Consider the following 24,665-nt stretch of genomic DNA (forward strand, 5'->3'; position numbering starts at 1 on the left):
ATCTCACCATCACTCTACAGCACGCCTTTGGTGCTGGGGATGGCCTGGTTGCGTGGATCTTTTTCCACGGCCATTCGAATCGCGCGGGCGGTCGCCTTGAAGACGCATTCGGAAATGTGGTGTGCGTTGCGTCCGTGGTGCAGGATGACGTGCAAATTGCATTTCGCATTGGCGGCAAACGATTGCCAAAAATGTTCCACGAGTTCACTGTCGAACGTCCCAATCTTGTCCGCGGCGATCGGGGCATGGTACTCGAACGCATAGCGGCCACCCATGTCGACGGCCGACGTGACGAGACACTCGTCCATCGGCAACGTGAAGTGACCGTAGCGATACACGCCCGCGCGGTTTCCCAACGCTTCATCGATCGCGCTGCCCAAGGCGATGCCGATATCTTCACAGGTGTGGTGATCGTCGACATGCAAGTCACCGGTCGCGTCGACATTCAAATCGATCAACGAGTGTTTCGCAAACAGATCTAACATGTGGTCGAGAAAGCCGATCCCCGTGTGACGTTTGCCCTCGCCACTGCCGTCGAGATTGACGGAGAGTTGAATCTGAGTTTCGCCGGTGCGGCGGTCAATCGAGGCGGTTCGTGACATCGTTTTTTTGAATTGCAGGTGTGTAGAAGGATGGCATGTTCAGTAGGACGGGACCATTGTCCCGTCCGCAACCGACGTGCTCGCTCGGGACGATGCGCTCGTCCGCAACCGATGTGCTCGCTCGGGACAATGGTCCCAAGCTACGTGTTTTAACCCTGGACGCCGCTGGGCAGCTTGGCAAGGGCACGTTGGATCATTAGCAGGCACGCGTCGATCTGATCGTCAGTGCCCACACTGATGCGGAGCCCGTCCCCCCAGTCACCAAAGTCCATGTATCGCACCAGTATCTGATTGGCTTTGAGGAATTCGTAAATCGCCCGGTGTTGGCCGCTGGGGTGGGTGCACCAGATGAAATTGGCATGTGACGGCACCACGTCAAACCCCAGACGGGCGAGTTCCACTTCCATGCGGTCGCGGGTGCCGTTCATGGTCGCGACGATATCAGCCAGCCACGTTTGGCTCTGCATCGCCGCGGTCGCCGCAGCGATCGAGAGCGCATCGCAGTTGTAGCTGTCTTTGATCTTCGTTAACTCGGCGATCACATGCGGCTGGGCGACGAGGAATCCAAATCGCACCCCCGCTAATGCATATGATTTGCTGAGTGTTCGGGTGACGAGAATGCGCTCGTGGCGTTGTACCAGGTCCAAGCAATTCTCTTCGGCGAAGTCCGCATAGGCTTCGTCGACGACCAACGGACACGTCAACGAATCAGCGATGGCCTCGATTTCGCTGGGCGGCAGGACCGTGCCGCTGGGGCTGTTCGGGTTCGGCAGCAAGACGAGTCGTAGGTCCTCACGCGGTTGGCGGAATTCGGCCGGTAACTGCCAGTCGTCGTTGAAGGCAACTTGCTCCCATTTTGCACCCTGGATATCAGCCAGCGTGCGGTACAAGATGTAACTCGGGGTGGGCAGCCGCAGCGATTGCGATTCACCGACAAAGCCACGGACGAGCAGCGTCAGAATTTCATCGCTGCCGTTCCCGGCGAGCACCCATTCTGGGCCAGGCAATCCGAGTGCTTCGGCGGCGGCGCGGCGAAAGCTGTTCGCTACCGGATCAGGGTAGCGATTCAGCGGACCGTTGGCCGCGTCGGTGATCGCGCGAACCACCGCGGCAGGTGGTGGGTATGGGTTTTCGTTCGTATTGAGCTTGATGAACTTGCCCGGCGGAGGTTGTTCCCCCGGTGCGTACGGTTTCATCTGCGTCAGGGCAGGGCGAAATTGCAAGTCAGTGCAGTGGGCTAGAGCTACTAGCTGTTTGCTACTAGCGATCAGCTACTAGCTCCCGGCTAAGCGGACGTCGAATCGGGCGATCGTTTCTGAGGACCGATGCCCCGATTTTAGGCGTGGAAGCGATAAAGAGCGATAGGCTCGAATTTATCGTTCCACCGTGTCCCCAGCGGGCTGCGATTTTTGACGCGATTAGCCAGCAAAGCTGGTGGGGAGGTGAAGAATAGTTCACAATGGTCATCCGTCGCCCCCGGGCGGCTCGATCGGTTAAAAAAACGCTATTGGGATTGCGTAAAACCAGTGCAATCGGAAAAATCCGGAATAGACTGGGCGCGAGTTGAAATGGATCCTTCCTTCTGCGGTAATCAACCATGTGGCCACTGACCAACGGCATGCGATGCCTGACGGGTGCCGAGGCAGCGTTATTTCGCGGTTCGGTCGGCATGATGCTCGATCAGTTGACCATGGAATTTGACGCCGACCCGATCGATCTGGACGAAAATTCGGTGGCAGACGAGTCGGCGGGTGGATATGGCTTCCAGGCGCCTCATTGGTTTTCGATGTGGGAGCCGGAACAGCGAATTTGGCTGCTCGAACGAGTGACGACATCGCTGTTGACGGCGCGCTCGGCGCCGCCTCATTCCGCCATCTTTGAAGCGACCGTGGAAGCGGTCTACATCGAACTGGCGGATCTGGTGGCGATGGAGATCACGACCGGTTTGCCGATCGAGCGTGGAAGTTGGCGGGGAGCCCTGCTCGACGCCTTCGTCCAACGCTGCCCCGAAGACAGCCTGCTCGGTGCGTTGCAGTTCGAAGCCACCACGCTCGACCCCTGCCTTCCGCCATCGTTGACCCGGCAATGGAAAGCCGAGCAAGCCCGTTCGGAAGCCGATTCCGATTCGCCGCAGAACCAGTCCAGCAATTCAGGGCAACCTGAGGCGGGCGGCAATCCCGATTGGATGGCATGGTGGACGAGCGTGATCGAGCGACTCGTCGACGCTACTTACGGGGTGCGTGTGTACCAAGCTGCCGAGCAGTACCGTGACGAGGATCCCAAGCGGCTGCGGCGATTTTTGAAGTCCAAGGCGGTCAATGACAAGTTCATGCAGCGAATCCCGCCCTTGCGCTCACGCAGTCAAACTCAAGCCGCGATCGACCGCCTGCATGCGATCGTGTTCCAGGGCGAATGACAAGCGCCTTTGACTAACTTGACTCGGGGCGTAGACTTCGCGTTTGCTTCTATTCCCCCGAACTGCTGCTGATCTCCTCAGTCGTTTGCGCCGCAAAGGCCTGGTATGAAATTTCGTTTCCCGATTCTGATCATTGACGAAGACTATCGCTCGGAAAATACCTCCGGACTCGGTATCCGTGCGTTGGCCGAGGCGATCGAGGCCGAAGGTGTTGAGGTGATTGGCGCGACCAGTTACGGGGATCTGTCCCAATTCGCCCAGCAGCAGTCGCGGGCCTCGGCGTTTATCCTCTCCATCGACGACGAGGAAGTCTTGTCGGAGGTCGACGACGAGGGGCCGGCGATCCAGAAGCTGCGTGAATTCATTCAAGAAATTCGCTTCAAAAACAACGATATCCCGATCTTTCTGTACGGCGAAACCCGTACCTCGGCGCACATCCCCAATGACATTCTGCGTGAACTGCATGGGTTCATTCACATGTTCGAGGACACGCCGCAGTTCGTCGCCCGGCACATTTTGCACGAGGCACGGGCATATACCGATGGATTGGCTCCGCCGTTTTTTCGGGCGTTGTTGGAGTACGCGAGTGACGGTTCCTATTCCTGGCATTGTCCCGGCCACTCCGGCGGGGTGGCGTTTTTGAAGAGTCCTGTCGGCCAAATGTTTCACCAGTTTTTTGGTGAGAACATGCTGCGGGCGGATGTTTGCAACGCCGTTGAAGAACTCGGCCAATTGCTCGACCACACCGGGCCGGTGGCCGCTTCGGAACGCAATGCGGCTCGCATCTTTGATGCCGACCACTGTTTTTTCGTCACCAACGGCACGTCGACGAGCAACAAGATGGTTTGGCATTCGACGGTCGCATCGGGCGACATCGTGGTCGTCGATCGCAATTGCCACAAATCGATTTTGCACTCGATCATCATGACCGGCGCCGTGCCCGTGTTCCTGATGCCCAGACGCAATCACTTGGGGTTGATCGGCCCGATTCCGTTGGAAGAGTTTCATCCCGACAATATTCAAAGAAAGATCGAGGCGAACCCCTTCGCTCGTGCCGCCCAGGCGGCACATCCCAATCGCAAACCACGGATTTTGACGATTACCCAGTCGACCTACGACGGGATTGTCTACAACGTCGAGATGCTCAAAGAGCTGCTCGATGGCCAGATCGATACCTTGCACTTTGACGAGGCCTGGTTGCCGCATGCAACGTTCCACGATTTCTACCGCAACATGCACGCGATCGGCCATGGCCGGGCGACGTGCAAGGAGTCGATGGTGTTCGCCACGCACTCGACGCACAAACTGCTAGCTGGGATTTCGCAAGCGTCTCAGATTCTCGTTAAGGAACCCCAGAGTCGCAAACTGGATCGCCACGTATTCAACGAGGCTTATATGATGCACTCGTCGACGTCGCCGCAGTACGCGATCATTGCATCGTGTGACGTCGCTGCCGCGATGATGGAACCGCCCGGTGGCACGGCCCTCGTGGAAGAGTCGATACTCGAGGCGATGAATTTCCGCCGTGCGATGCGGAAGGTTGACGCCGAGTGGGGCGATGATTGGTGGTTCCAGGTCTGGGGACCGGACGAAATTCCCGAGCAAGACATCGGCACCCAAGCGGATTGGCTATTGAAAGCCGATGATGAGTGGCATGGATTCGGCCACATCGCCCCCGGGTTCAATATGCTCGACCCGATCAAGGGCACCGTCGTCACGCCCGGGTTGAATCTCAACGGCCAGTTTGCCGACACGGGCATCCCCGCGTCAATTGTGACTCGCTATCTTGCCGAGCATGGCGTCATCGTCGAGAAGGCCGGACTGTATTCGTTCTTCATTATGTTCACGATCGGCATCACGAAGGGGCGTTGGAATACGCTCGTCAGTGCTCTGCAGCAGTTCAAGGATGACTACGACAAAAATCTGCCGATGTGGAAGATTTTGCCGGAGTTTGCGCAGCTTTTCCCGCAGTATGAGGCCATGGGACTGCGGGAACTCTGCCAAGCGATCCACATGACGTACAAGGAAAATGACATCGCCCGGGTCACGACGGAGATGTACCTGTCGGACATGCTGCCGGCGATGAAACCGTCCGACGCGTACGACATGATGACGCACGGCGAAATTGACCGCGTGGAAATCGACGATTTGCTTGGGCGTGTCACCGCGGTGTTGTTGACGCCCTATCCGCCCGGCATCCCGCTGCTGATTCCCGGCGAAAGTTTTAATCAAACGATCATTGAGTACCTGCAATTTGCACGGAGATTCAACGCCAAGTTCCCCGGTTTTCATACCGATATCCACGGCCTCGTCGAAGAAACGGTCGACGGCGTCCGGCGGTACTACGTCGACTGCCTGCGGATGTCTTGAGAGCGGCTCCATCGCCCCGAGTGGGACGGAAACGCACTGCCGGGGAAGTCAGTCTCCGGATGCGTCGGTGGATCAATTTGAAGTCCCGGCGGGACGACAGCGACATCGGGCCTGGCGCCTTCATGGCAAATCGCTGACGGCCTGTTCGTGAACCGGTAGACCTGTCCCTGCTTGGGACGTCGATTCTAATATCGCAGCATTGGTAACTCAGCGGATCGCCGAGAGGCACTCGACGATGTCGCTCAGCTTTCCAAGCTGATAGCGATTCCGCGTTGGTTTTTGCGAGGGAAAAGTCGTCAATAATTAAATCGACGTTCCTCGCGGCTCAGGAGCGAGGGAATGACCGGGGTCCGATGCCCGCTTTATCCTGCACATCTCATGAGGCATGGTTTTCGATCATATCTCGATAGGGATGCAAAGCATTCGCCGTAGGTAAGCGTAGGGCCACCTAGGGAATCGAGCGTGCGAAATCGGTTTCGACCCTGAAGGGGGTCGCAGCCCGGTTGTCTGTGACCCTTTCCGGGTCAAATTCGAGGGTTGGTCTCAGTTTTCCGGTGGTGTTCGCTGCGCTCAAACCACCGGCTACTATCTAAAATCCCTATCGGGATTGAAAAGAAGGATGCGTAAGATACAGGTGCCCGGGTGGCCAAGGCACCGGCAGGGGGGCGATCGTCCCATCTGGGACTGGGTGGCATCCGGTGCCGTTAGTCCCCCGTGGTCAGGTTTCCGGTCAAGGCGTATATTTCCGCCGACGGCTCGTTTGACGTTCACGCTAAAAATAATTTCACCCTCTGACCCGATCTGCTGGATTCGTCCTGATGAAAATTCACGAGTATCAAGGCAAAGAACTCTTCCGCGCCGCAGGCGTCCCCGTGCTCGAAGGGCACATGGTGACCTCGCCGGAGGAAGCGGCGGCCGCGTACACCAAACTCGGCGGCAAGATCGCAGTGGTGAAAGCCCAGATCCACGCGGGGGGACGCGGTAAGGGCAACGTGATCGGTAATCCGGACCAGAAGGGCGTTGTGCTGTGCAAATCAGCCGACGAAGCCAAAGCCGCAGCGGCTGGCCTGCTCGGTCAGAAACTCGTGACGATTCAGACCGGCCCCGAAGGCCAAACCGTCGGCAAAGTATTCGTGGAAGCGGGCTGCGATATCGCTCGCGAACTCTATCTCGGCATCGTCGTTGACCGTGTTTCTTGCAAACCCGTCTTGATGGTCAGCACCGAGGGCGGCGTCGAAATCGAAAAGGTTGCCGAGGAAACCCCCGAACTGATCTACAAGGAAGGCTTCGATCCAGCGATCGGCTTGGAAGCTTTCCAAGTCCGCAAAATCTGCAAGAAGCTCGGCATCGAAGGCGCAGCAGCCAAGAGTGCATTCCAATTCATGACGGCGATGTGCCGGTTCTTCATCGATTACGATTGTGCGCTCGCCGAAGTCAATCCGCTCGTGATCACCGGCGACGGACAAATGATCGCCTTGGACGCGAAGATCACGTTCGATGAAAACGCGATGTTCCGCCACAAAGACCTCGAGGCGCTGCGTGACCTCAGCGAAGAAGAGGAAAGTGAAATTCGTGCTGGCAAGGCCGGCCTGAGCTACGTCAAGCTCGACGGCAATATCGCCTGCCTCGTCAACGGAGCCGGGCTGGCGATGTCGACGATGGACATCATTAAATACCACGGTGGCGAGCCCGCAAACTTCCTCGATGTGGGCGGTGGTGCGAACGCTGCTCAGGTCACCGAAGCCTTCCGGATTCTGCTTTCGGACAAGAACTGCAAGGGTGTGCTGGTCAATATCTTCGGCGGTATCGCACGCTGCACCACAATTGCCTCGGCATTGATCGAAGCGAGCAAGGAAGTCGGTTTCAACGTGCCGTTGGTCGTCCGTCTCGAAGGCACCGAAGTCGAAGAGGGGCGTAAGATGCTCGAAGACAGCGATGTCGACGTGATCACGGCCGTCGACCTCACCGACGCTGCCAAGAAGATCGTCGCCGCCACGGCGTAGCCGCGTCGCGGCTGGCTCCGATTGCAGTTTGCTTCTTTCTCACTCATTTCATCTCACCTCGGTTATTAGTACCTCGCTAATATCCAAACGCCAAAAGCTATCCTCATGAGTATTCTGGTCGACAAAAACACCAAGGTCATTTGCCAAGGCATCACGGGCAATGCAGGCAAGTTTCATGCGATGGGTTGTCGCGATTACGGCACGCAGCTGGTCGGAGGCGTGACGCCAGGCAAGGGCGGTCAAGATGTCGAAGGCATGCCCGTTTTTGATACCGTTGAAGAAGCGGTTCAGCAAACCGGTGCCGACGCGACGATGATTTTCGTGCCGCCGCCATTCACCGCCGACGCGATTCTCGAAGCCGTCGACGCGGGCATCCGCATCATCGCCGCGATCACCGAAGGCGTGCCTGTCATCGACATGGTGCGGGTCTACGAGAAGGTCCGAGCGAGCAACTCGATCTTGATCGGCCCCAACTGCCCCGGCTTGATCACGCCCGGCGAATGCAAAATTGGCATCATGCCCGGCTACATTCACACGCCTGGGAAAATTGGTGTGATGAGCCGCTCGGGGACACTGACTTACGAAGCGGTATGGCAGACCAGTAACCTCAATCTCGGCCAGAGCACCTGCGTCGGTCTCGGTGGCGACCCCATTGTCGGTACCAACTACATCGACCTGTTCAAGCTGTATCAGGAAGATGATCAAACCGAAGCGATTCTGATGATCGGTGAAATCGGTGGTAGTGCTGAAGAAGAAGCCGCTGCCTACGTCAAGGCGCACGTGACAAAACCCGTTGCAGCGTTCATCGCGGGCCGCACGGCACCTCCCGGCAAACGGATGGGTCACGCCGGTGCGATCATCAGCGGTGGTAAAGGAACGGCCGAAGAGAAGGTCGCCGCTCTGGAAGATGCGGGCATCGTTGTCGCCCCCAGCCCCGCTGAAATGGGCGACGCTGTCCTGCAAGCGATCAAGAACAAGTAGTACAGCCCGCTGCATAGGTTTCCCATCGCTTCACCCTCCCGGCGAAGCTGGGAGGGTCGGGAAACGAGCCTAGCGGGTTTTCCGGGGAGGGCTGACCACCGACGCATTGGACCATGACGCATGAATCAGTCTGCATCAACCTCATCGATCCATCCGCTCGACATGATCGTGCCGCGACGCAAGATCACGGGCATGTCCGCGATCCTGCTGCCATTCCTCGCCGATGGTGAGGTTGACTGGATCCGTTTCGAGCAGCACACGGTGGCGACGTTGGATGCCGGTTTGACACCCGCGATCAACATGGACACCGGCTATGCCAACTTGATCACGGCGGAGGTCCGAGAAGAAGCCCTTCGCCGAGCCGCGTCAGTTGCCGCTGGCCGCCCGTTTCTCGGTGGTGTGTTCGTGTCCGATAGTGCGGGCGATGCGTTCCGGCCTGACGCGTATCGCAGTGGCATCGACGAAGTCCAATCCAGTGGTGGCACGCCGATTCTGTTTCAATCCTACGGACTGACGTCGGGCGATGACGATCAAATCCTGGCCGCCTATCAAACCCTGGCCCAGGACTGTGACTCGTTCTATGCGTTTGAATTGGGGAACATGTTCGCTCCCTTTGGGAAAATCTATTCGCTCGAGTTGTATGAGCGATTGCTGGGGATTTCCAACTGCGCCGGTGCGAAGCACTCGTCGCTCGATCGAGTTCAGGAATGGCAGCGTATCGAGCTGCGAGATCGCGTTCGCCCGGATTTCCTCGTGCTCACCGGGAATGATTTGGCGATCGACATGGTGATGTACGGCAGTGACTACCTATTGGGATTGAGCACGTTTCATCCCGCTGCGTTTGCCCAGCGCGACCAGTGGTGGGCCGATGGAGACGCGAGGTTCTACCAGCTCAACGATCAGCTGCAGTATCTCGGCATGTTCGCCTTCCGCGATCCGGTTCCAGCCTACAAGCATTCCGCCGCCATGTTTCTGCGGATGCGTGGTAAACTGCAAACCGATCAAACGCACCCCAACAGCCCGGGGCGCCCGGATTCTGATCGCGTCGTGCTGCAGCAGATCGCCACGAACATCGACGCGATGCTGGCTGACGCTTAGCGGCTCGTTGGTTTCATGAGCCGAGTCGCGTGAGCGGCTGGGTGGCTCGCGTTACCGGATGCCTTGCGGCATTCGGCTCGCGATTGCCCGTCGAAGGTTCGATTCAATCAATAGCCTGTTCGGCAGCGAATGGATGAAACCGAGCCGCGGTGTCCGCCCGAACGTGGATTCCACCCTCTGGCGGCACTCGCCACGCGGCTCCGTTTGGCTCAGCCTTCTTTCTTCTCAGTTTTCTTGTAGCCTTTGGCGAACGCTTTTTCGCCGAAGACGAGCTCAGAGGCTTCTTTTTTCTCAGCGCCCTCGACCTTGGCCTTGCAGTTCTTGCAACAGAAAGCGACTTGGGTGCCGTCGACCTTGATCATGGTCTCGGGGTTAATTTTGCCGCCGCTGATCGGGCAGCCCTTTTGCTCGTACTGATGCGTTTGGACGAGTTGGCGGTTGGCCTGGGTGGCAAACTCCTTGGGGGCTTTGGCGAACTTGCCTGCGCAGCCATTGCAGCAGAAGTAGACCTTGCCTTCTTTATATTCTGCAGATTTGTCTGCACTGGCGTCGCGATCGGCGACGGCGCATTTCACGCCTTCGAGGTTGACCTTGTCGGTCTCCGCCGTACCCGCCGCAAACACAGAAGCGGAGGCGACTAAAAGGACGGCGAAGCTGGAAAACAGGCGATTTTTCATCGGTTCACTTTAAAAATGGGGGCCAGGGCGACCGGTTGTGCTGAAATTGCCTAACCGGAGTAGGTTGCGTGATTGCACGTTATCCTACGCTACGGGGGGGGCGGAAGTCAAATTCAGAAATCTGACTGGTCGTCGGGCCCGTCATTCTGTTAGCGTTTCGCCGGAGACTATGACAATTGCGAAGCCTTGGGGACGTGCGGTCCGTCTGGTGGAGCAACCGGTCTTGAGTGCCGATACCAGAAGAAGGGATTATGGATTCGTCGAACGTGGATCAGTTGATTCCGATGAATCGCTATGACAGCAACGGATTTCGCTGAAGAGGAATATGATGAAAACGCCACGACGCCAATTTTTGGGATTGAGCACGGGACTGTTTACTGGTGGCCTCATTTCTAGCGCGGTCGCGTCACGCGTCGCCGCACAGCCGCCAGCAGGGCACCCTGACTGGGCCAATCCCGTTCACCGGGTTGCCAACGCTGCCATGTCGGCACCGAAGCCGTCGGTCCCTCAAGACGAGCCGGGTAAGGCGGCCCTTCGCCGCGGTTTGGACATGGCACGCCAGGCCCTCGAAACGTCTCGCAATGAAGTTCGCGACTACACCGCCATCTTGGTCAAGCGCGAGCAGATCAGCGGCACGGTCGGTGAGCACGAATACATGTTGATCAAGGTTCGAAACCGAAAAGTGTCCGGTGGTCAGCTCCTGCAGCCCTTCAGCGTTTACATTGGTTTCCTGAAGCCGGCCGCTGTCAAAGGCCGCGAGGTGATCTACGTCGAGAATCGCAACGACGGAAAACTGGTCGCGCACGAGGGTGGTTTCAAAGGACGATTCCTGCCCACCGTCAATCTGCCCGTCGACGGGATGCTGGCCATGCGTGGTCAACGCTATCCGTTGACCGAAATCGGCGTCGAGAAGATGATCGTGAAGCTGATCGAACGGGGTGAGCAGGCCATGCGTCACGAAGACGTGACGTGTGAGTTCCGCAAAGGCGCCAAATTGAAAGATCGCGTCTGCACCGTGCTCGAAGTGACTCAACCGACACAGCGGCCGGACGCCGAGTTCTATCAAGCTCAGGTGTTCATGGACGATCAACTGAACATGCCAATTCGGTACGTCGCGTACCATTGGCCGGACCAGGCCGGTGGCCAAGGTGCGGTGATCGAGGAATACAACTACCTCAATCTCAAAATCAATGTGGGGCTGACCGACGCCGATTTTGATCCCACCAATAAAGACTACAACTTCTACTCGTGAGCCTAGCAGGCTGTTGATTTAGGATACCAGGAACAATAAGTGACGGGTTTACCGTAGTGGATCTTGTTAAAGATCCTGTTCTGGATGGATCTTTAACAAGATCCACTACGCCAGTTATTGATCACGCGTTGCTTAGCTGGGGATGGTGGCGCCGAATGCCGTCAGGCATCGGGTGACGCGAGCCACCCGGCCGCTCACGCGGCTCGGCCGCAAGAAATCAACACGCCGTTAGGGCTTCGTCCCAGCTGCTGTCTATTCAGCGGGCACCAGTTCTCGTTTGACTTTCTCGATCGCTTGCAATCGCAGTTCATTGTTTTCGGCGGGGAAGCCGATCGCTTGCACGATGAAACCGAACTTGGAATGGATCGCCTTCTGGTCCATGTCGAAATCGGCGAGCTGCTGGTCACTTAAGAGCACAATCGCGGCCATCGCTGCGTCTCGTAGTTGAGGTTCGATCACGTTGCCGCCGAAATACTGCACCTCGCTGGCGGCTCGCTCGTCACCGAGGAACTTGGCGACATCATTGATGTTGCTCTTGTCGCCGAATCTCGAGATCGCTTGCATCGCCATAGCGAGCGTCGGTGGATCGGTAGATTTCTGCAGCGTTTCCAGGGCCAGCGGCAACGATTGTTCCAGGTCGCAGTTCAGGGCAAACCACAACATCTCTTGGCGATTTCTCACATCCGGGCGAGAGACCCAGCCACTCAGCAATGCTCTAAAGAGCCCCGACAGCTGAGCGTCGACTAACAGTCGGGTGGTGGCCTCACGCCGCATGATGGTGAATAGAGCGCTTTCTTCGACCCGGCTGATGGGCATGTCGTGGTCATTGACCAGCAGTAATAACGCAATCACATCTGCTTCGGTCGTCACGCGTTGCTCGACATACATTCCACGTTGGATATCGATGATGGTGGATCGAAATGCTTCGGATCGCTGCTGCGTCGAACTCTCCAGCGCGGCGGCGGCGGCCTCGTGCCGCAGGAAAATCTCGACGTATAATTCGCGAACGCGAACACCATCGCCCAGGATCTCGCGGGCAACGTTCCAACCCTCCATCGACACGTCTTTTCCCGTGAGGAATGCGTCGACTCGGCCGGCGGTCTCGTTGCCGGCAATCCCGTCAGCGACGGTGCCGGCCCGCATTCTGACTTCGAGGTCAGGGTGCTCTTGGGCCGCCATCCGCAACGCCGGCATGGCCCGTTTGCCAGCCGCACGCAACTTTGCGGTGGCTTGTTCGCGAGCGGCAAATTCGTCCCAGCCGAGTTGGTCGACCCACTGAGACATCTCGTTCAGAGTCACCTCGGCATCGTCTAACGTCGCTTCGCCGTCAGTCGCTGCGCCATCGAGTTGCGCTGCCGACGGTTGAGTTGGCCTCTGTGCTCGAAAAACGCCCGCGATCTTGTCACTTGGCAGATGCGGCAGCGAAAACGCCGCAGACGCGCGTGCGGGCGCCTGCGCATCTTCCGTCTCCTCAGGGGGCTGGCCCAAAGCCCGCGCGGTCGCTGGCCGCACGGGGGCGTCTTGCGCAGGCAACTGCTGCGCGGATGTGGCGGTGCTTGCCAGAATCAGCAACGTGCACGCGAGCCATCGTTGGTCAAGAAATATCATCAATACGATCCACTGCGACGGACGCGTTCAAACCGAAACCCTCCAAGTAGCCACGCTCACCAGAGCGTGGTTCACTCAGACAAACCACCGGCATTGTACGTCATGCCAGTACGAAAGATCCACCGTCTGGCGACGGTGGCGACACGGTGATCTCTTGAATTGACCGATCACGCCTCTCGACAATTCGAAAATATCGCCACGAAAATCTGTTGCCCAAACCGATGCCGATCGTTAAGCTGCGATTCACTCTGGTCAAATTTCGCGGGAAATTTGGCTCGCAAACATGTAGGGATTTGCGGCCGCTTGCAGCCTCACTGCTAAAAAGCCATCACAATGAAAACCAATTCAGCTAAAACGAATTCAACACAATCAATCGGCATCTCCACTCGTAGCGTCCATGGCGGCGAGCGACATCAGAATTCGGAAGGTGCCCTGGCGACTCCCATTTATGGAGCGTCAACCTTTGCTTTTGATTCGACCGACGATTTAATCGAATTCGTCGAAGGCCGCAGTGATCGCGTCGAGTACGCCCGCTACGGCAACCCGAATGAACGGATTGTCGAAGCCAAACTGGCGGCTCTCGAAGGCGCTGAAGAAGCGATTTTGTACTCCAGCGGCATGGCAGCCGTGGTCGGGGTGCTGTTGAGCCAGTTGTCCTCCGGCGACGAAGTCATCTTTTTTGACGAGTGCTACCACCGCAGTCGTGAGTTCTGCTCCGATCACCTGTCCCGCTACGGTGTTGTCACCCGCGAAGTCCCAACGGGTGACTTTGCCGCCATGGAAGCGGCGATCACACCCCAGACAAAGATGTTGGTGTCTGAATCGCCCACCAACCCACACCTCACCTGCGTGGATCTCGAGAAGTTCGCGGCCGTTGGCAAAGCTCACGGTATCGAAACCTTGATCGATGCAACCTTGGCCACGCCCTATAATGTCAAGCCGATTGAATATGGTGTGGATTACGTCCTGCATTCGGCAACGAAATATTTTGGCGGGCACAACGATTTGCTGGCTGGCGTGATTTGCGGCAGCCGAGAATTGCTCAAGCCCGTTCGCGATTTCCGCGGTTACCTCGGCAGCGTCTGCTCGCCGCACAGTCTCTACCTGCTCGAACGGGGACTCAAGACGTTCGCCCTACGGATGGCTCGGCACAATGAGAACGGGATGGCCGTCGCTACGTTTTTAGAGAACCATCCCCGCGTCGGTCGTGTCTACTATCCTGGCCTCCCATCGCATCCCACCCACGCGGTTGCGACGAAGCAGATGAACGGGTTCGGTGGCCTGATGACGTTCACGGTCAAAGACGCCGACGGCAAGGAGGCTTCACGAGTCGTTGATGCGGTCACGATACCGCGGATCGCAGCGAGCCTCGGTGGTGTCGAGTCGCTCATCGAGCAGCCGCTTGTGATGAGCTATCTGCACTACACGCCCGAGCAGCGCAAGGCAGTGGGCATCGAAGACAATATGATTCGGTTGTCCTGCGGCATCGAAGATTCAGCCGATTTGATCGCCGATCTCGATCAGGCTCTGGGCAAGTAGGATGGGACCATTGTCCCGTCCGTGAACTCGCAACGCGTTGTACATTCAAATCGAAAGCCGCAAGGAAGGGATGCCAAGGTTTTTATCTGCATCCACCACCGGCAACACTGGTTCATGGGCTCGCGTGACTTGAGCGAATCATTGTGCGTGGAAGGCATTCACGCTTCTGACATGGGCAGTGATGCTCGCATCGCCTCCATAGGCAGGTGCTCTTGTTCAATGCGTGTGTTTGTTTCGCATAAATGGTGATAACACCGTAGCTCGTCGGTGGTCAAGAAATCCAGTGGTTTGATTTGTGCCCTGTTACCTGCGGTTGCCAAACCAGTGAATTGTTCGACCGTCTGTTTGTTCATCATCAGACTCTGCACGCGGGGCAGGGCACGGCGCAAACGGTCGAGGATCAGAAAGCCATCGGCATCGAGGTCTCCCCAGTACCACAGGTCATTGGTGCTAAGCCAGCCGATACTCGATAGCTGAGTGACACCGTTTCCCAGTCCTCCCAGGGCCAGCGTTCGTGGCAGCGGTGGCAATGCCAACAGGCTGACTTTGTTCTCGACAATCAAGATGCGAACGTCACTGACCGCCAGTTTCGACAGTGACTCCGCGGGTAGCGATAACTCGTCAAACGGCAGTCCAGCTTCCTTCTGGAGGTCCTCGTCGAGAACCCGCAGCAAGTAATGGGGGCGGGCGTAACGGAGTCCGTAGCGTGGCTCAAAAGCGTCATGGCCGTAGCGAACATCGATCGACTCGTGGGGCAAAACGAGGTCAAGCCAAATCGCCAATCGGCGACGATGGTTCTCAATCAGCTTTGTCGACACCGGAATCGGTAACTCGCGAGCAAAGCAATCAGGACGGGGGTGCGTGACAAAGTAATCGAGGATGCTGAGCAAGTCGTTCAACTCATCACCGACCTCGAGCAAAACCTTCCAGTTCGTGCTGCGGGTAAGCCAGTCGGTGAGAGCGGGTTGCCTGCGGAGCAGCGTTGCGGCAGCGACTTGCAGAAGTTGCCAATGTTTTGCATGACCGCTCAATCGCACCAAATCGTCCATCGAATCGATCGTGATCGCGTCAGGAAAGTCATTCAATCCATGGGTGCGGCTGCGTCGCGATACCCACTCGATACGGTACCCGTAACCGATCGACGTCTTACTCGCGGCACGAAGTGAGTCAACTTCTGCAATCGCGCTGGCATGGTTTTTCGCAGGCGTCAAGTTGGCGGGTATGCGGTAGGGGAAAAACGCATCGAGCTCTCCGGTGATCCACGACTTAACCGCTTTGCCGAACAACCGCTTGGCTTTTTCGCGAATCTGTTCGCTCGTAATCACGTTTCGTCGTCCTGCACGGCTTGATATTGTTCGGCCGTCAAGCAGATCAGTTCGCTTCGGTGCGTATCGGGATTTTTGATGATATGACCGTACGTGCCGACGTAACTCTCCGTGATCCGCGCCTTCGCATCGAGAGGTGCCACGATGGCGAGTTGCAGGTTGAACTTCGCGAACAGATTGAGTGCATACTTGGCACGCGTGTCATCGCTCCGAGAGAACATCTCGTCAACCATCACAAAATGAAACCGATCGCAATCAGGATCATCGAGCTGCAAGTCGTACTGATAAGCGATCGCGGCAACGAGAACGAGGAACGCGAGTTTTCCTTTCTCACCACCAGATTGTCCCGTGCCGCCGTCATAGTAACTACCCGCCTCGCCTGTCACCTTGTCGTATTCGCGGGCAGCGAATTTGAACCAGTTCCGGACGTCAATCACTTTTTCACGCCAACGTAGGTTGGCATCATCTCGCAGCCGATCGACGAGCTTTTCAATCTTCTGAAACGTCGCCTCGTTAGCTTCGTCGGCGCCGCTGAGGGTGCCTTCCAGGCAGCCCGCCAGTTCACGTCGGAAATCGCGAATTTCAGCATCCGCCGTGTCGGTCGGTTCGAGTCGCATGTACGTATCCGTCTTCCACTCGAGTTGCCGCAATGCCTCGTTGAGCGTTTCAATCTTACTGCGTATCTCTTCGCGTTCATCTTCGAGCGAACCGTGCAGGAGGCCGATCTCTTGCAGCACCTTTTCTTTCAAGCGTTGTTTGAATCGACGTTCGTGGCGCGGCAAATCGTCCTTGTTGATTCGCTCAGCGAGTGCCTCAAAACTGGGGAGTGCTTGCGGCGCCGGGTCGAGTTCGGTTTCAAAAACGGGGAATCGTTGTAGCAGTCGCCCCATCGCCTTCGTTAACTCATTGCGAACCGGATCGATTCGCCGCTCGACCTCAGTGACGCTGGCGGAAAGTTCGTCGGTGATGTCACGTGGTAAAACGCCAAGATTAGCAAGCGTCAGGTTCCGCTCACCGCACAGCGAGTCGATTTCCTCGAACTGCAAATGAAAGCTCGCCAGGCGACCGTCTGCGGTGGCCGCAGCAATCTTCTTGTCGACACGCGTCAAAGTGTTGCCGCTCGTTGCGACTTCGCTATCCAGCTTGGAACGTTCGCCTACGAAGCGATCACGCTCGGCGTCCAAACCCTTGACTTCGGCATCGAGAGCCGCCAATTTCGACTTGAGCTGAACCATTTGGTCGTTCGACGATTCGAGCTTGTGTTTTTCCAAACGCAGCTGCGAGGCTTCGTAGTCATGCCGAGAATCATCCATCGTATCAAATTCGGTCTGGGCGGCTAACTCGTCCAAGATGCCAAGTAACTCGGTGGCGCGGTCGCTCGTTTTCCGTAACCTCACAACCGCAGCCTCGATCGAAACGAGTTCCGTTCTCTGTTGTGCCGTCGAACGTTCCAAAGCTTCGCGTTTCGCTTTGTTGTCCCAGCCGAGCACGAAGGCACGTCGATCGTCAGGGACGCTGCGGTCGTCTTTGGCATGCTGTCGTTGGTTCTGCTTGACGTGCCGATGGATCGTCATCGCGCGGCGAGCCGCCTGTTGAAAGTCCGCAATGCTCTCGCAAGCCAAATGATCGAACCGTGACAGGATCTCGCCACGCACGTAGGGCATCAGCGAATGGTCGTCGCGATAGTGCAACATGTCTGGCAGACTCAGCTGTGTCCAGCGTTGGTTCGTTTTTGTCACCATCCCACCGACACGATCATACGTCAGTCGTAACCCACGGCCCCGAGAATCCGTCAATCGCTGCGAATCGACATAGCCGGACACCTTTGCGTATAAATCATCAGGCACCAACAGCGTGCGTGCGAATGAGTGCAAGACTTGTTCGATCGTCGATTCCCAGCGTCGGTATTCGGGATCGACTGCGATCAGTTCCGCCGCGAAAGGAAGATCGGAGGGCGACAGTTTGAAGGCTTGACCGATTTCAGCACGCAGTTCGATGAAGGCATCAGGTAGGTTTCCCTTGCGACGGCGTAGCGACTCCAATTCACTTTCGTCGTCAGCAAGCTGTTGTTTGCGAACACCGACTTGATAGCTCTGGTTCTCAAGTGCCGCGACCGCCGTTGCACGCTCAGCGGTGAGTGCATCACGTTTTTGAAGGATTTGTTGATGAGCTTTGGCGAGCAGCTCGGTACTCGTGATGGTCGTTTGAATACCGGCTTGTTTGAGTTTGGATTCAAAGACCAGTCGTTTGTCGCGTTTGGAGTTGGCAAACTGTTCCTGTCGCTCGATCAGGTGGGGTAGCTTCCGCAATCGGTCGCCACCGCTGTGCTGAATCTCTAATTCAACCGCCGCGGCTTCGCTGCGTTTGGATTTGAGTTCATCGTCGAGCAGCCCGATCTGTTCGCCGAGGTGTTCGATGCGGAGACACCACCGCTCACAGAGCGGCCGCAGTAACCGCTCAGTCGCGACGTCAAAATACAGTCCCGAGGCGGCTAGTTGGTCGCGGGCAGATTGCTGTTTCGCATTCGTTTTGCGATACCGCTCGCCCGCCTTCATGATCGGCACGAGCAAGTCAGATTGCTGACGAACCTGGACCAGTGCCCGATGGGCTTCGCTCAGTTCGGCAAAGTGTTTGAGCAGGTTGGAAACTTTGTTGTTCCAAGGTTTCTTCTCCAACATGTGTTCGCGAATGAATTGATCGAGCCGCTGCACGTCTTTGACGGCGACGGTTTGATTGAATATATCCATCGCTTTGGGCCGAAACTTCGCCTGTCGCTGCATCCAGGAGTGATATTGTTTATAGCTTTCAGTGACTTGGAAACCGCGGTCAGCCATCGTTGCCTTGACGTCGCTGCCGGATTTCAGACCGGCCAAATCTCCAGCGATCGTTCGTGGCTTGGTATCGAAACCGTATACGATGTTCCGATCACCGGACGAAGTGAGGTGCATCACTTGGCAGACAGTGAAGGTTTTTTCCGATCTGGAACTGGTGAATGTCGCCAGTAACGCCGTGTAGAAACCATTTCCATCCCGCAGGTATTGGATTTGCGGCTTTTCATCACGCCCCGCCGTACGATCGTAGGCTCCGCGGATGTAAGTTCTTTCGTCGCGTTCTTTTTTTGCCGCTCCCGCAGCAACGTTGTAGTTTCGGACGCCTGGACGAACCAGTAGCGTCAACATCGCGTCGACTAAGGTTGACTTCCCCGCACCGTTCTCGCCAACCAACAAACAGGTCGTTCCGTGGGGCGAGATCGAATGCACTTGCCCATCAAACGTCCCCCAGTTGAAGACTTCGAAGGTGGCTAAACGAAATCCGGCGGTTTGACTAGCGTGCGTCACGTCGCTGTCCTGCGAGATTGATTTCGGGTGGGGGAGTCGGTTCATGGGTGGTGGTGGAGAGAAAGTTGACGCAGAGTCGCGAGAGACGGTGAGTCGCAGAGAAGCGGGGGGACGCGACGAGCGGAGGGTTTTCTCTGCGTCCTTGCGTCTCCCCGCCTCTGCGTTGGATTTTTACAGGCCATTGACGACACGGTGGAATCCATTCTTCACCATGCGTTCGCCAAAGTTGACGACGATACCAAGTTTGCGATTGATTAGTCGCAAGTACGTCAGGCACTGAGCCGCGAAAATATCATTGTATTTCGAGGTCGCTTTGCATTCGACGATGACCAGGTCATTGACGAGCAAATCAAGCTTCATTGGAGTTGCCAACACGTTTCCTTTGTAATGGATTGGTACCAATTGTTGCCGTGCAACAGACAATCCTACTTCGTTCAGTTCCCAAGCCAACGCTTCCTCGTAGACGCTCTCGAGCAGGCCTGGGGCGCCGAGCGTTCGGTGAACTTCGATGGATGCATTCAAAATGATTTTGCTAATGTCGTTCTCGTGCATGACTGGTTCCCAGGAAAATGGACGCAGAGTCGCGAGAGACGGTGAGTCGCAGAGAAGCGGGGGGACGCAACGAGTGAAATCAAGTGAGGGTTTTCTCTGCGTCCTTGCGTCTCCCCGCCTCTGCGTTGGATTTTAACTAACCGCCTTCCAGTTCACTCCGACGATGCAGTTCCGCTTCGAGATCCGTTCGCAATCGCTCTAGCTCGTCGAGCGGTAGCCTGGCTTTCAAAATTCGACGAACCTCCCAGCTTGCTGGTTCCTTTTCAAACTGCCGCACGAATTTGAGTTCTTCGAGTTTGCGTAGTTGTCCACCTAGGCTGCGGTTGGCACGCACGTCGTCCTCCTCCCCGGGCACTAGCGTCTGCCAAACTTCTAGCAGGGAAGATTGCAACACAACGCAGCGACCGTCGCGATGGATTTCTTCTTCAAAACGACGTAGTTCCTCCCGCAGCAGAACGCACAGCAGTGATGCCTCGAAGGTCAAACGAATGCTGCGGAACAATTTCGGGATCGGCGGGTAATCCGACGGTAGGGATTCCGGTTCGATCTGGCGCAAGTACGCGAAGCCATCTTCTTCGTTAACGATCAGCAGCAGTCCGAGACGGGCGAAGTAGTCGCTCAGCGGTGTGGCACCTGCCAAGATGCACTCCCACGCGTCTCCCGGATCGTCATGATAAACGACATTTTGCAACAACCGAACGGCGGCGCCGGCCCACGGTACGGGTGGCGGTAACATCTCAGGCGTGAGAACGGCATCGGGGGGTGAGTCACTCATCGAGGTTTCCGTTTGCGAACCGACTCGTTTTCTAAGTCGTGTGTGCGTGAGAATGTAACCAGCGGTACGCGGACGCGAACACTGTTGGATTGTTTTGAGAGCGGATCGCTCGTTGTTACGGTGACTTGCTCGTAGGCATTGCGATCAATTCTGTGTCCATCCTCGTGAGCGATCTGCATCCAACCGACCAACTCAATCACACCCACCTTGGGTGGGCGATGCTGCAATAGTTCAGAGAGTGAGACGTGGGTTTGCATTGCGGTCACGCGTTGGATCAGGTCGCGCATCCGGTCCCAGTGCAGACGTTCCAACCCTGCGAGTTTGCGAGCCTGCCGCTCGACCGTTTCCCACGCGATCTCGTGGTTTTGCACATCGACATCGAACGTCTGTGGCGGTGTCCAAAACGGGCGTGCAAAGGGTGAGTGGACACCGATCGACGTATCGACTCGCAAACCAATGTTTGCCGGGACATGCTCCTCTGTCTGCTCGACCGAGCGTTTCAGCTTGACCGCCAACGTTCGCAGTTCCTTCAAGACCTCAGCCGTTCGTTGTCGGTGGCCAGACGATTGGCTGTCGAGCAACCGACGTAGCGTATGGGACAGACGGCCGGTTTGGCGGAGTACATTTTCGGCTTCGGCCAATAGCGATGGCACCATGGCTCGCACATGTTCGATACTGCCCCGGTCCTCCGAGATCGCTTCGAGCCGTGTGACTTCGGCGATCGTATCACGAAGTTTCGCTTGTGCCTGCGGTGAGAACAGAAACGCCACAAAGGCGTTGAAGCTGACCCCTTCGTCCTGTTGTTTGACCAAGTCTTCGGCATCCAACGCGGTGGCCAAGATTTCACCGCGCTGGCGATCGACATCGAGAGCACTGCGTGTGACTTCGCGAGCGATTTCGTCGAATCGATCTTCGACGGCGCGAAAGTCACCCTGCAATGTTTTCAGCAAATCAACAGCCGTATGAAACCGTTCGCGAATTTGGGCTGGATGATAAGTGTCGATAGGAGCACCGCCCTGGATCGCCTCGATCTCTCGACTCAAGCGTTCCCGTTCGGTGAGCAACGACGCCAACCGACGATCAGGATCCGACGATGCACCGAGCACCAAATCGGTCAGCGTGTCGATCACCAGCCTCAGGCGACTCTCGGTGCCGACCATCCGATTTTCGCGAGAGAGTGCAGCGTCCACGAACCCGATCGCGTCCTCTGCGTACCGAGTCAACTGATACCGTGGGCCGGAAGTGTCAGCAGGTAGAAAGCGACGCAGCCAGCCCGCGTCGGACCACTCGCGAAGATACCGATCGGGTGAACCGGTCAGCGCGTCGTAGCCATCCGCATGAAGGTTTTCCTGGAAAATTTTGAGTTTGTGTTGCAGTTCGTCATGCGGCAGGGAGATCGCGGAGTCTTCGCACGTGAGTTTCAGTGATTGGCGGAGAAAGAACAGAACAAACGCCCCCGAATCGGCACGCAGCAACCGAACGGTCGGTGATGATTCCAAAAATGCCTGTACGCTTTCGATTTCCATGCCGCCAGTTTAACTAGCCGGCTGGACACGTTTGGTCACGGATTGAGGAAAACCTTCAGCGGCAGTTTTCGAAGCACCTCGGAATTTATTTGCTTGATTCGGTGTCCTTTGAAATCGTGACGGCGGGCGAGTTCATGGATGAGCCTGAAAAAAATTGATGCAGAGACGCGAGAGTCGGGGCGTCGCAGAGAAGAGAGAACGCGAGATGACTGACTGGGTTTCTCTGCATCTTTGCGCTTAGGAACGAGCGGAGAATTACTGTCTGAAATTGTGGTCGAACGCTCCGCGGTCGATGATTCCGACCGCGGAGCGTTCGGCCACTTATTTTCCGTTCGTTCCTTACCCTTCTCAGCGTTGATCTTTTGAGGAGTGGGCAAACGGGGCTGGCGACCGTCTCTCAACTCCTCCGTTCAAGGCAGGACATCGTTGCCAATGCCCAACGAATTCTGGGGGGGCCCTTCTTTTGGGCCCCGTCATTCCAAGCGGCAGCCACTGGAAATAATTTCGTACTTAAGAACGAACATCTAGAACAATCAGGCATCGCCGAGAGAACTGTCCACATTGCTCGCCCGCCATTTTTCTGCCAAGTCTTCATCCCTGAGCTTCATTGCCAGTGCGGTCACCGCGCATTCGTGATGGCTGCGTTAGTGGAGGCAGTCGTTGGACTGCCGGCTAACTGCCCAAAAACGCTTTCGACGTACTATAAATTGGTGTAGCCGCAGACTGACGCCCCAGGCTATCCCGCGCGTGTCCAGACTTTTAGAATTATGGGACCAATCGCTGGGGCAGTCGCTGACCGCTAGGCGGTCGAAAGCTTGGATCGCGAAGCAATCCGCGACATCAATCGTTCCTGTGGTCTTGAGAAGGTGAAACAACGATGAACGATCCCAATCCCCAACCGAACGACAACGGTTCCGCTGGATTCCGCACACGGGCGATTCATGTCGGTGGCGAAGTCGATCCTGCTACGGGCGCGGTGGTGGCACCTGTGCACTTTGCGAGCACGTTTCGCCAACCCGGGGCAGGGGAGTGGGGGCAATTCGATTACTCACGCAGCGGCAATCCAACTCGTTCGGCGCTGCAGAGGACCCTTGCGTCGTTGGAGAGTTCGGATGCCACGGAATGCACCGGAGCACTTGCGTTCTCCTCCGGCATGGCTGCCATTCATGCCGTCATGATGCTGCTGCGATCGGGCGATCATGTTGTCGCTGGAACGGATATCTACGGTGGTGCTTATCGCTTGCTGCACCGGATCTGCGACGCCAGCGGCATCGAGGTATCGTTGGTCGACATGACCGACGTGACAGCGGTCGAAGCAGCGGTCCAACCGCAAACTAAATTGATTTGGGCGGAAACGATTGGCAACCCACGCATGACGATTCCTGATCTGCCCGCCATTGCGAAGATCGCAAAGCAGCATGCCGTGTTGCTCGGTGTCGACAATACCTTTGGCACGCCGGCGCTCATCCGCCCGCTCGAATGGGGCGTCGACATTGTCATGCACTCGGCCACTAAGTATCTCGGCGGCCATAGTGATTGCTTGGGCGGCACGCTCGCGGTCGCGGACCCGGAGCTATACGACCGGTTGTACTTCATCCAAAACGCGACCGGCGCGGTGCTCGATCCGATGACCTGTTTCCTGATTTCGCGAGGCCTGAAAACTCTTGACCTGCGGGTGCGCGAACAGTCCGCCACGGCAATGAAGTTGGCGGAATGGTTGGAATCACATGATCGCGTCCGCTCGGTGCTCTATCCCGGTTTGGCATCACACCCGCAAGCGGCGCGAGCACGTGACCTGTTCGACGCGGGACTGGCCGATGAGGCCAAGCGATTTGGCGCAATGATTACGTTTGATCTCGATGGCGACCTCGAGACCGTCAAGAAGTTCTGTGGCAGTACGCGGTTGTTCCATCTCGCGGTGAGTTTGGGCGCGGTCGAATCGCTGATTGAGCAACCTGCGACGATGTCTCACGCCTCCTACGCCCCCGAAGCGCGCGCCAAACACGGGATCACTGATTCATTGATTCGGCTGTCAGTGGGTCTAGAGAATTTCGCAGACCTGCAGGCTGATCTGGAGCGAGCATTTGCGGCATGCGGATAAGGGAAGCCGTAGCGGCTTCGGGCCCATGGTGTTGTTTCAACACGGGCTGGAGGCATCCCAGGCTGTTGATTTCAAATGTTGAGCCGAATGCCGTAAGGCATCGGGTGCCACGCGCCACCCGGCCGCTCACGCGACTCGGCTCAAGAAATCAGCACGCCACTAGACCGCCTTCTTTCGACCGGCAATGTTGGGCCGAATGCCGTAAGGCATCGGGTGCCACGCGCCACCCGGCCGCTCACGCGACTCGGCTCAAGAAATCAGCACGCCACTAGACCGCCTTCTTTCGACCGGCAATGTTGAGCCGAATGCCGTAAGGCATCGGGTGCCACGCGGCCGCTCACGCGACTCGGCTCAAAAAATCAGCACGCCGCTAGGCCGCTTCCTTCGACCGGCAATGTTGAGCCGAATGCCGTAAGGCATCGGGTGCCACGCGCCACCCGGCCGCTCACGCGACTCGGCTCAAGAAATCAGCACGTCGCTAGACCGCTTCCTTCGACCGGCA

The 24,665-nt window shown here is 57.0% G+C and carries 17 protein-coding genes; 8 read left to right on the forward strand and 9 right to left on the reverse strand.

Going from position 1 to position 24,665, the window contains the following annotated elements; genetic code table 11:
- Positions 1–14: 14 nt before the first annotated feature.
- Positions 15–602: an imidazoleglycerol-phosphate dehydratase HisB gene (gene hisB / locus SH410x_RS00260; protein WP_473673591.1), complete on the reverse strand. Its 588-nt coding sequence runs from the start codon at positions 600–602 to the stop codon at positions 15–17.
- A 149-nt stretch (positions 603–751) separates the two neighbouring features.
- Positions 752–1,825, reverse strand: a complete 1,074-nt coding sequence (gene hisC, locus SH410x_RS00265) for a histidinol-phosphate transaminase (protein ID WP_473673593.1) — start codon at positions 1,823–1,825, stop codon at positions 752–754.
- Between the two features lie 374 nt (positions 1,826–2,199).
- Between hisC and SH410x_RS00270 the strand changes: the two genes are divergently transcribed.
- From SH410x_RS00270 to SH410x_RS00290, 5 genes are all read left to right on the forward strand, one after another.
- Entirely contained in the window at positions 2,200–3,018 is an 819-nt protein-coding gene (locus SH410x_RS00270; RefSeq protein ID WP_473673594.1) for a hypothetical protein, read from the forward strand.
- A gap of 105 nt (positions 3,019–3,123) precedes the next feature.
- Positions 3,124–5,388: an Orn/Lys/Arg family decarboxylase gene (locus SH410x_RS00275; RefSeq protein WP_473673596.1), complete on the forward strand. Its 2,265-nt coding sequence runs from the start codon at positions 3,124–3,126 to the stop codon at positions 5,386–5,388.
- Between the two features lie 818 nt (positions 5,389–6,206).
- Positions 6,207–7,391 (forward strand): ADP-forming succinate--CoA ligase subunit beta, encoded by a 1,185-nt coding sequence (gene sucC / locus SH410x_RS00280; protein WP_473673598.1) that lies wholly within the window; start codon positions 6,207–6,209, stop codon positions 7,389–7,391.
- 105 nt (positions 7,392–7,496) lie between these two features.
- Positions 7,497–8,372, forward strand: a complete 876-nt coding sequence (sucD, locus tag SH410x_RS00285; RefSeq protein ID WP_473673600.1) for a succinate--CoA ligase subunit alpha — start codon at positions 7,497–7,499, stop codon at positions 8,370–8,372.
- Between the two features lie 120 nt (positions 8,373–8,492).
- Positions 8,493–9,470, forward strand: coding sequence for a dihydrodipicolinate synthase family protein (locus SH410x_RS00290; RefSeq protein ID WP_473673601.1), 978 nt, complete (start codon positions 8,493–8,495; stop codon positions 9,468–9,470).
- 209 nt (positions 9,471–9,679) lie between these two features.
- Here the strand turns inward: SH410x_RS00290 and SH410x_RS00295 are convergent, their stop codons facing one another.
- Positions 9,680–10,147, reverse strand: coding sequence for a hypothetical protein (locus SH410x_RS00295; protein ID WP_473673602.1), 468 nt, complete (start codon positions 10,145–10,147; stop codon positions 9,680–9,682).
- A gap of 328 nt (positions 10,148–10,475) precedes the next feature.
- On the opposite strand from SH410x_RS00295, the gene SH410x_RS00300 reads away from it, so the two are divergent.
- Entirely contained in the window at positions 10,476–11,399 is a 924-nt protein-coding gene (locus SH410x_RS00300) for a DUF1571 domain-containing protein (protein ID WP_473673604.1), read from the forward strand.
- Positions 11,400–11,651: 252 nt separating this feature from the next.
- Here the strand turns inward: SH410x_RS00300 and SH410x_RS00305 are convergent, their stop codons facing one another.
- Positions 11,652–13,007, reverse strand: coding sequence for a hypothetical protein (locus SH410x_RS00305; RefSeq protein ID WP_473673606.1), 1,356 nt, complete (start codon positions 13,005–13,007; stop codon positions 11,652–11,654).
- Positions 13,008–13,340: 333 nt separating this feature from the next.
- Here SH410x_RS00305 and SH410x_RS00310 point away from each other — a divergent pair, with 333 nt between their 5' ends.
- Positions 13,341–14,546 carry a trans-sulfuration enzyme family protein gene (locus SH410x_RS00310; RefSeq protein WP_473673608.1) on the forward strand — a complete coding sequence of 402 codons (1,206 nt, stop codon included), beginning with the start codon at positions 13,341–13,343 and terminating at the stop codon, positions 14,544–14,546.
- Positions 14,547–14,704: 158 nt separating this feature from the next.
- On the opposite strand, the gene SH410x_RS00315 is transcribed toward SH410x_RS00310, so the two are convergent.
- The 5 genes from SH410x_RS00315 to SH410x_RS00335 form a co-directional block, all read right to left on the reverse strand.
- A complete protein-coding gene (locus SH410x_RS00315) occupies positions 14,705–15,871 on the reverse strand; it encodes a Wadjet anti-phage system protein JetD domain-containing protein (protein ID WP_473673609.1) in 1,167 nt (388 codons plus the stop codon).
- A complete protein-coding gene (locus SH410x_RS00320; protein ID WP_473673611.1) occupies positions 15,868–19,254 on the reverse strand; it encodes an ATP-binding protein in 3,387 nt (1,128 codons plus the stop codon). The genes SH410x_RS00315 and SH410x_RS00320 overlap by 4 nt, the downstream gene beginning before the upstream one ends.
- Positions 19,255–19,380: 126 nt before the next feature.
- Entirely contained in the window at positions 19,381–19,761 is a 381-nt protein-coding gene (locus tag SH410x_RS00325) for a GxxExxY protein (RefSeq protein ID WP_473673613.1), read from the reverse strand.
- 136 nt (positions 19,762–19,897) lie between these two features.
- Positions 19,898–20,536 carry a DUF4194 domain-containing protein gene (locus tag SH410x_RS00330; protein ID WP_473673615.1) on the reverse strand — a complete coding sequence of 213 codons (639 nt, stop codon included), beginning with the start codon at positions 20,534–20,536 and terminating at the stop codon, positions 19,898–19,900.
- Complete coding sequence (locus tag SH410x_RS00335) at positions 20,533–22,062, reverse strand: DUF3375 family protein (protein WP_473673617.1); 1,530 nt, start codon at positions 22,060–22,062, stop codon at positions 20,533–20,535. The genes SH410x_RS00330 and SH410x_RS00335 overlap by 4 nt, the downstream gene beginning before the upstream one ends.
- Positions 22,063–22,939: 877 nt before the next feature.
- Between SH410x_RS00335 and SH410x_RS00340 the strand changes: the two genes are divergently transcribed.
- Positions 22,940–24,163 (forward strand): trans-sulfuration enzyme family protein, encoded by a 1,224-nt coding sequence (locus SH410x_RS00340; protein WP_473673619.1) that lies wholly within the window; start codon positions 22,940–22,942, stop codon positions 24,161–24,163.
- Positions 24,164–24,665 lie beyond the last annotated feature (502 nt).

Source organism: Rhodopirellula sp. SH410 (assembly GCF_055811895.1).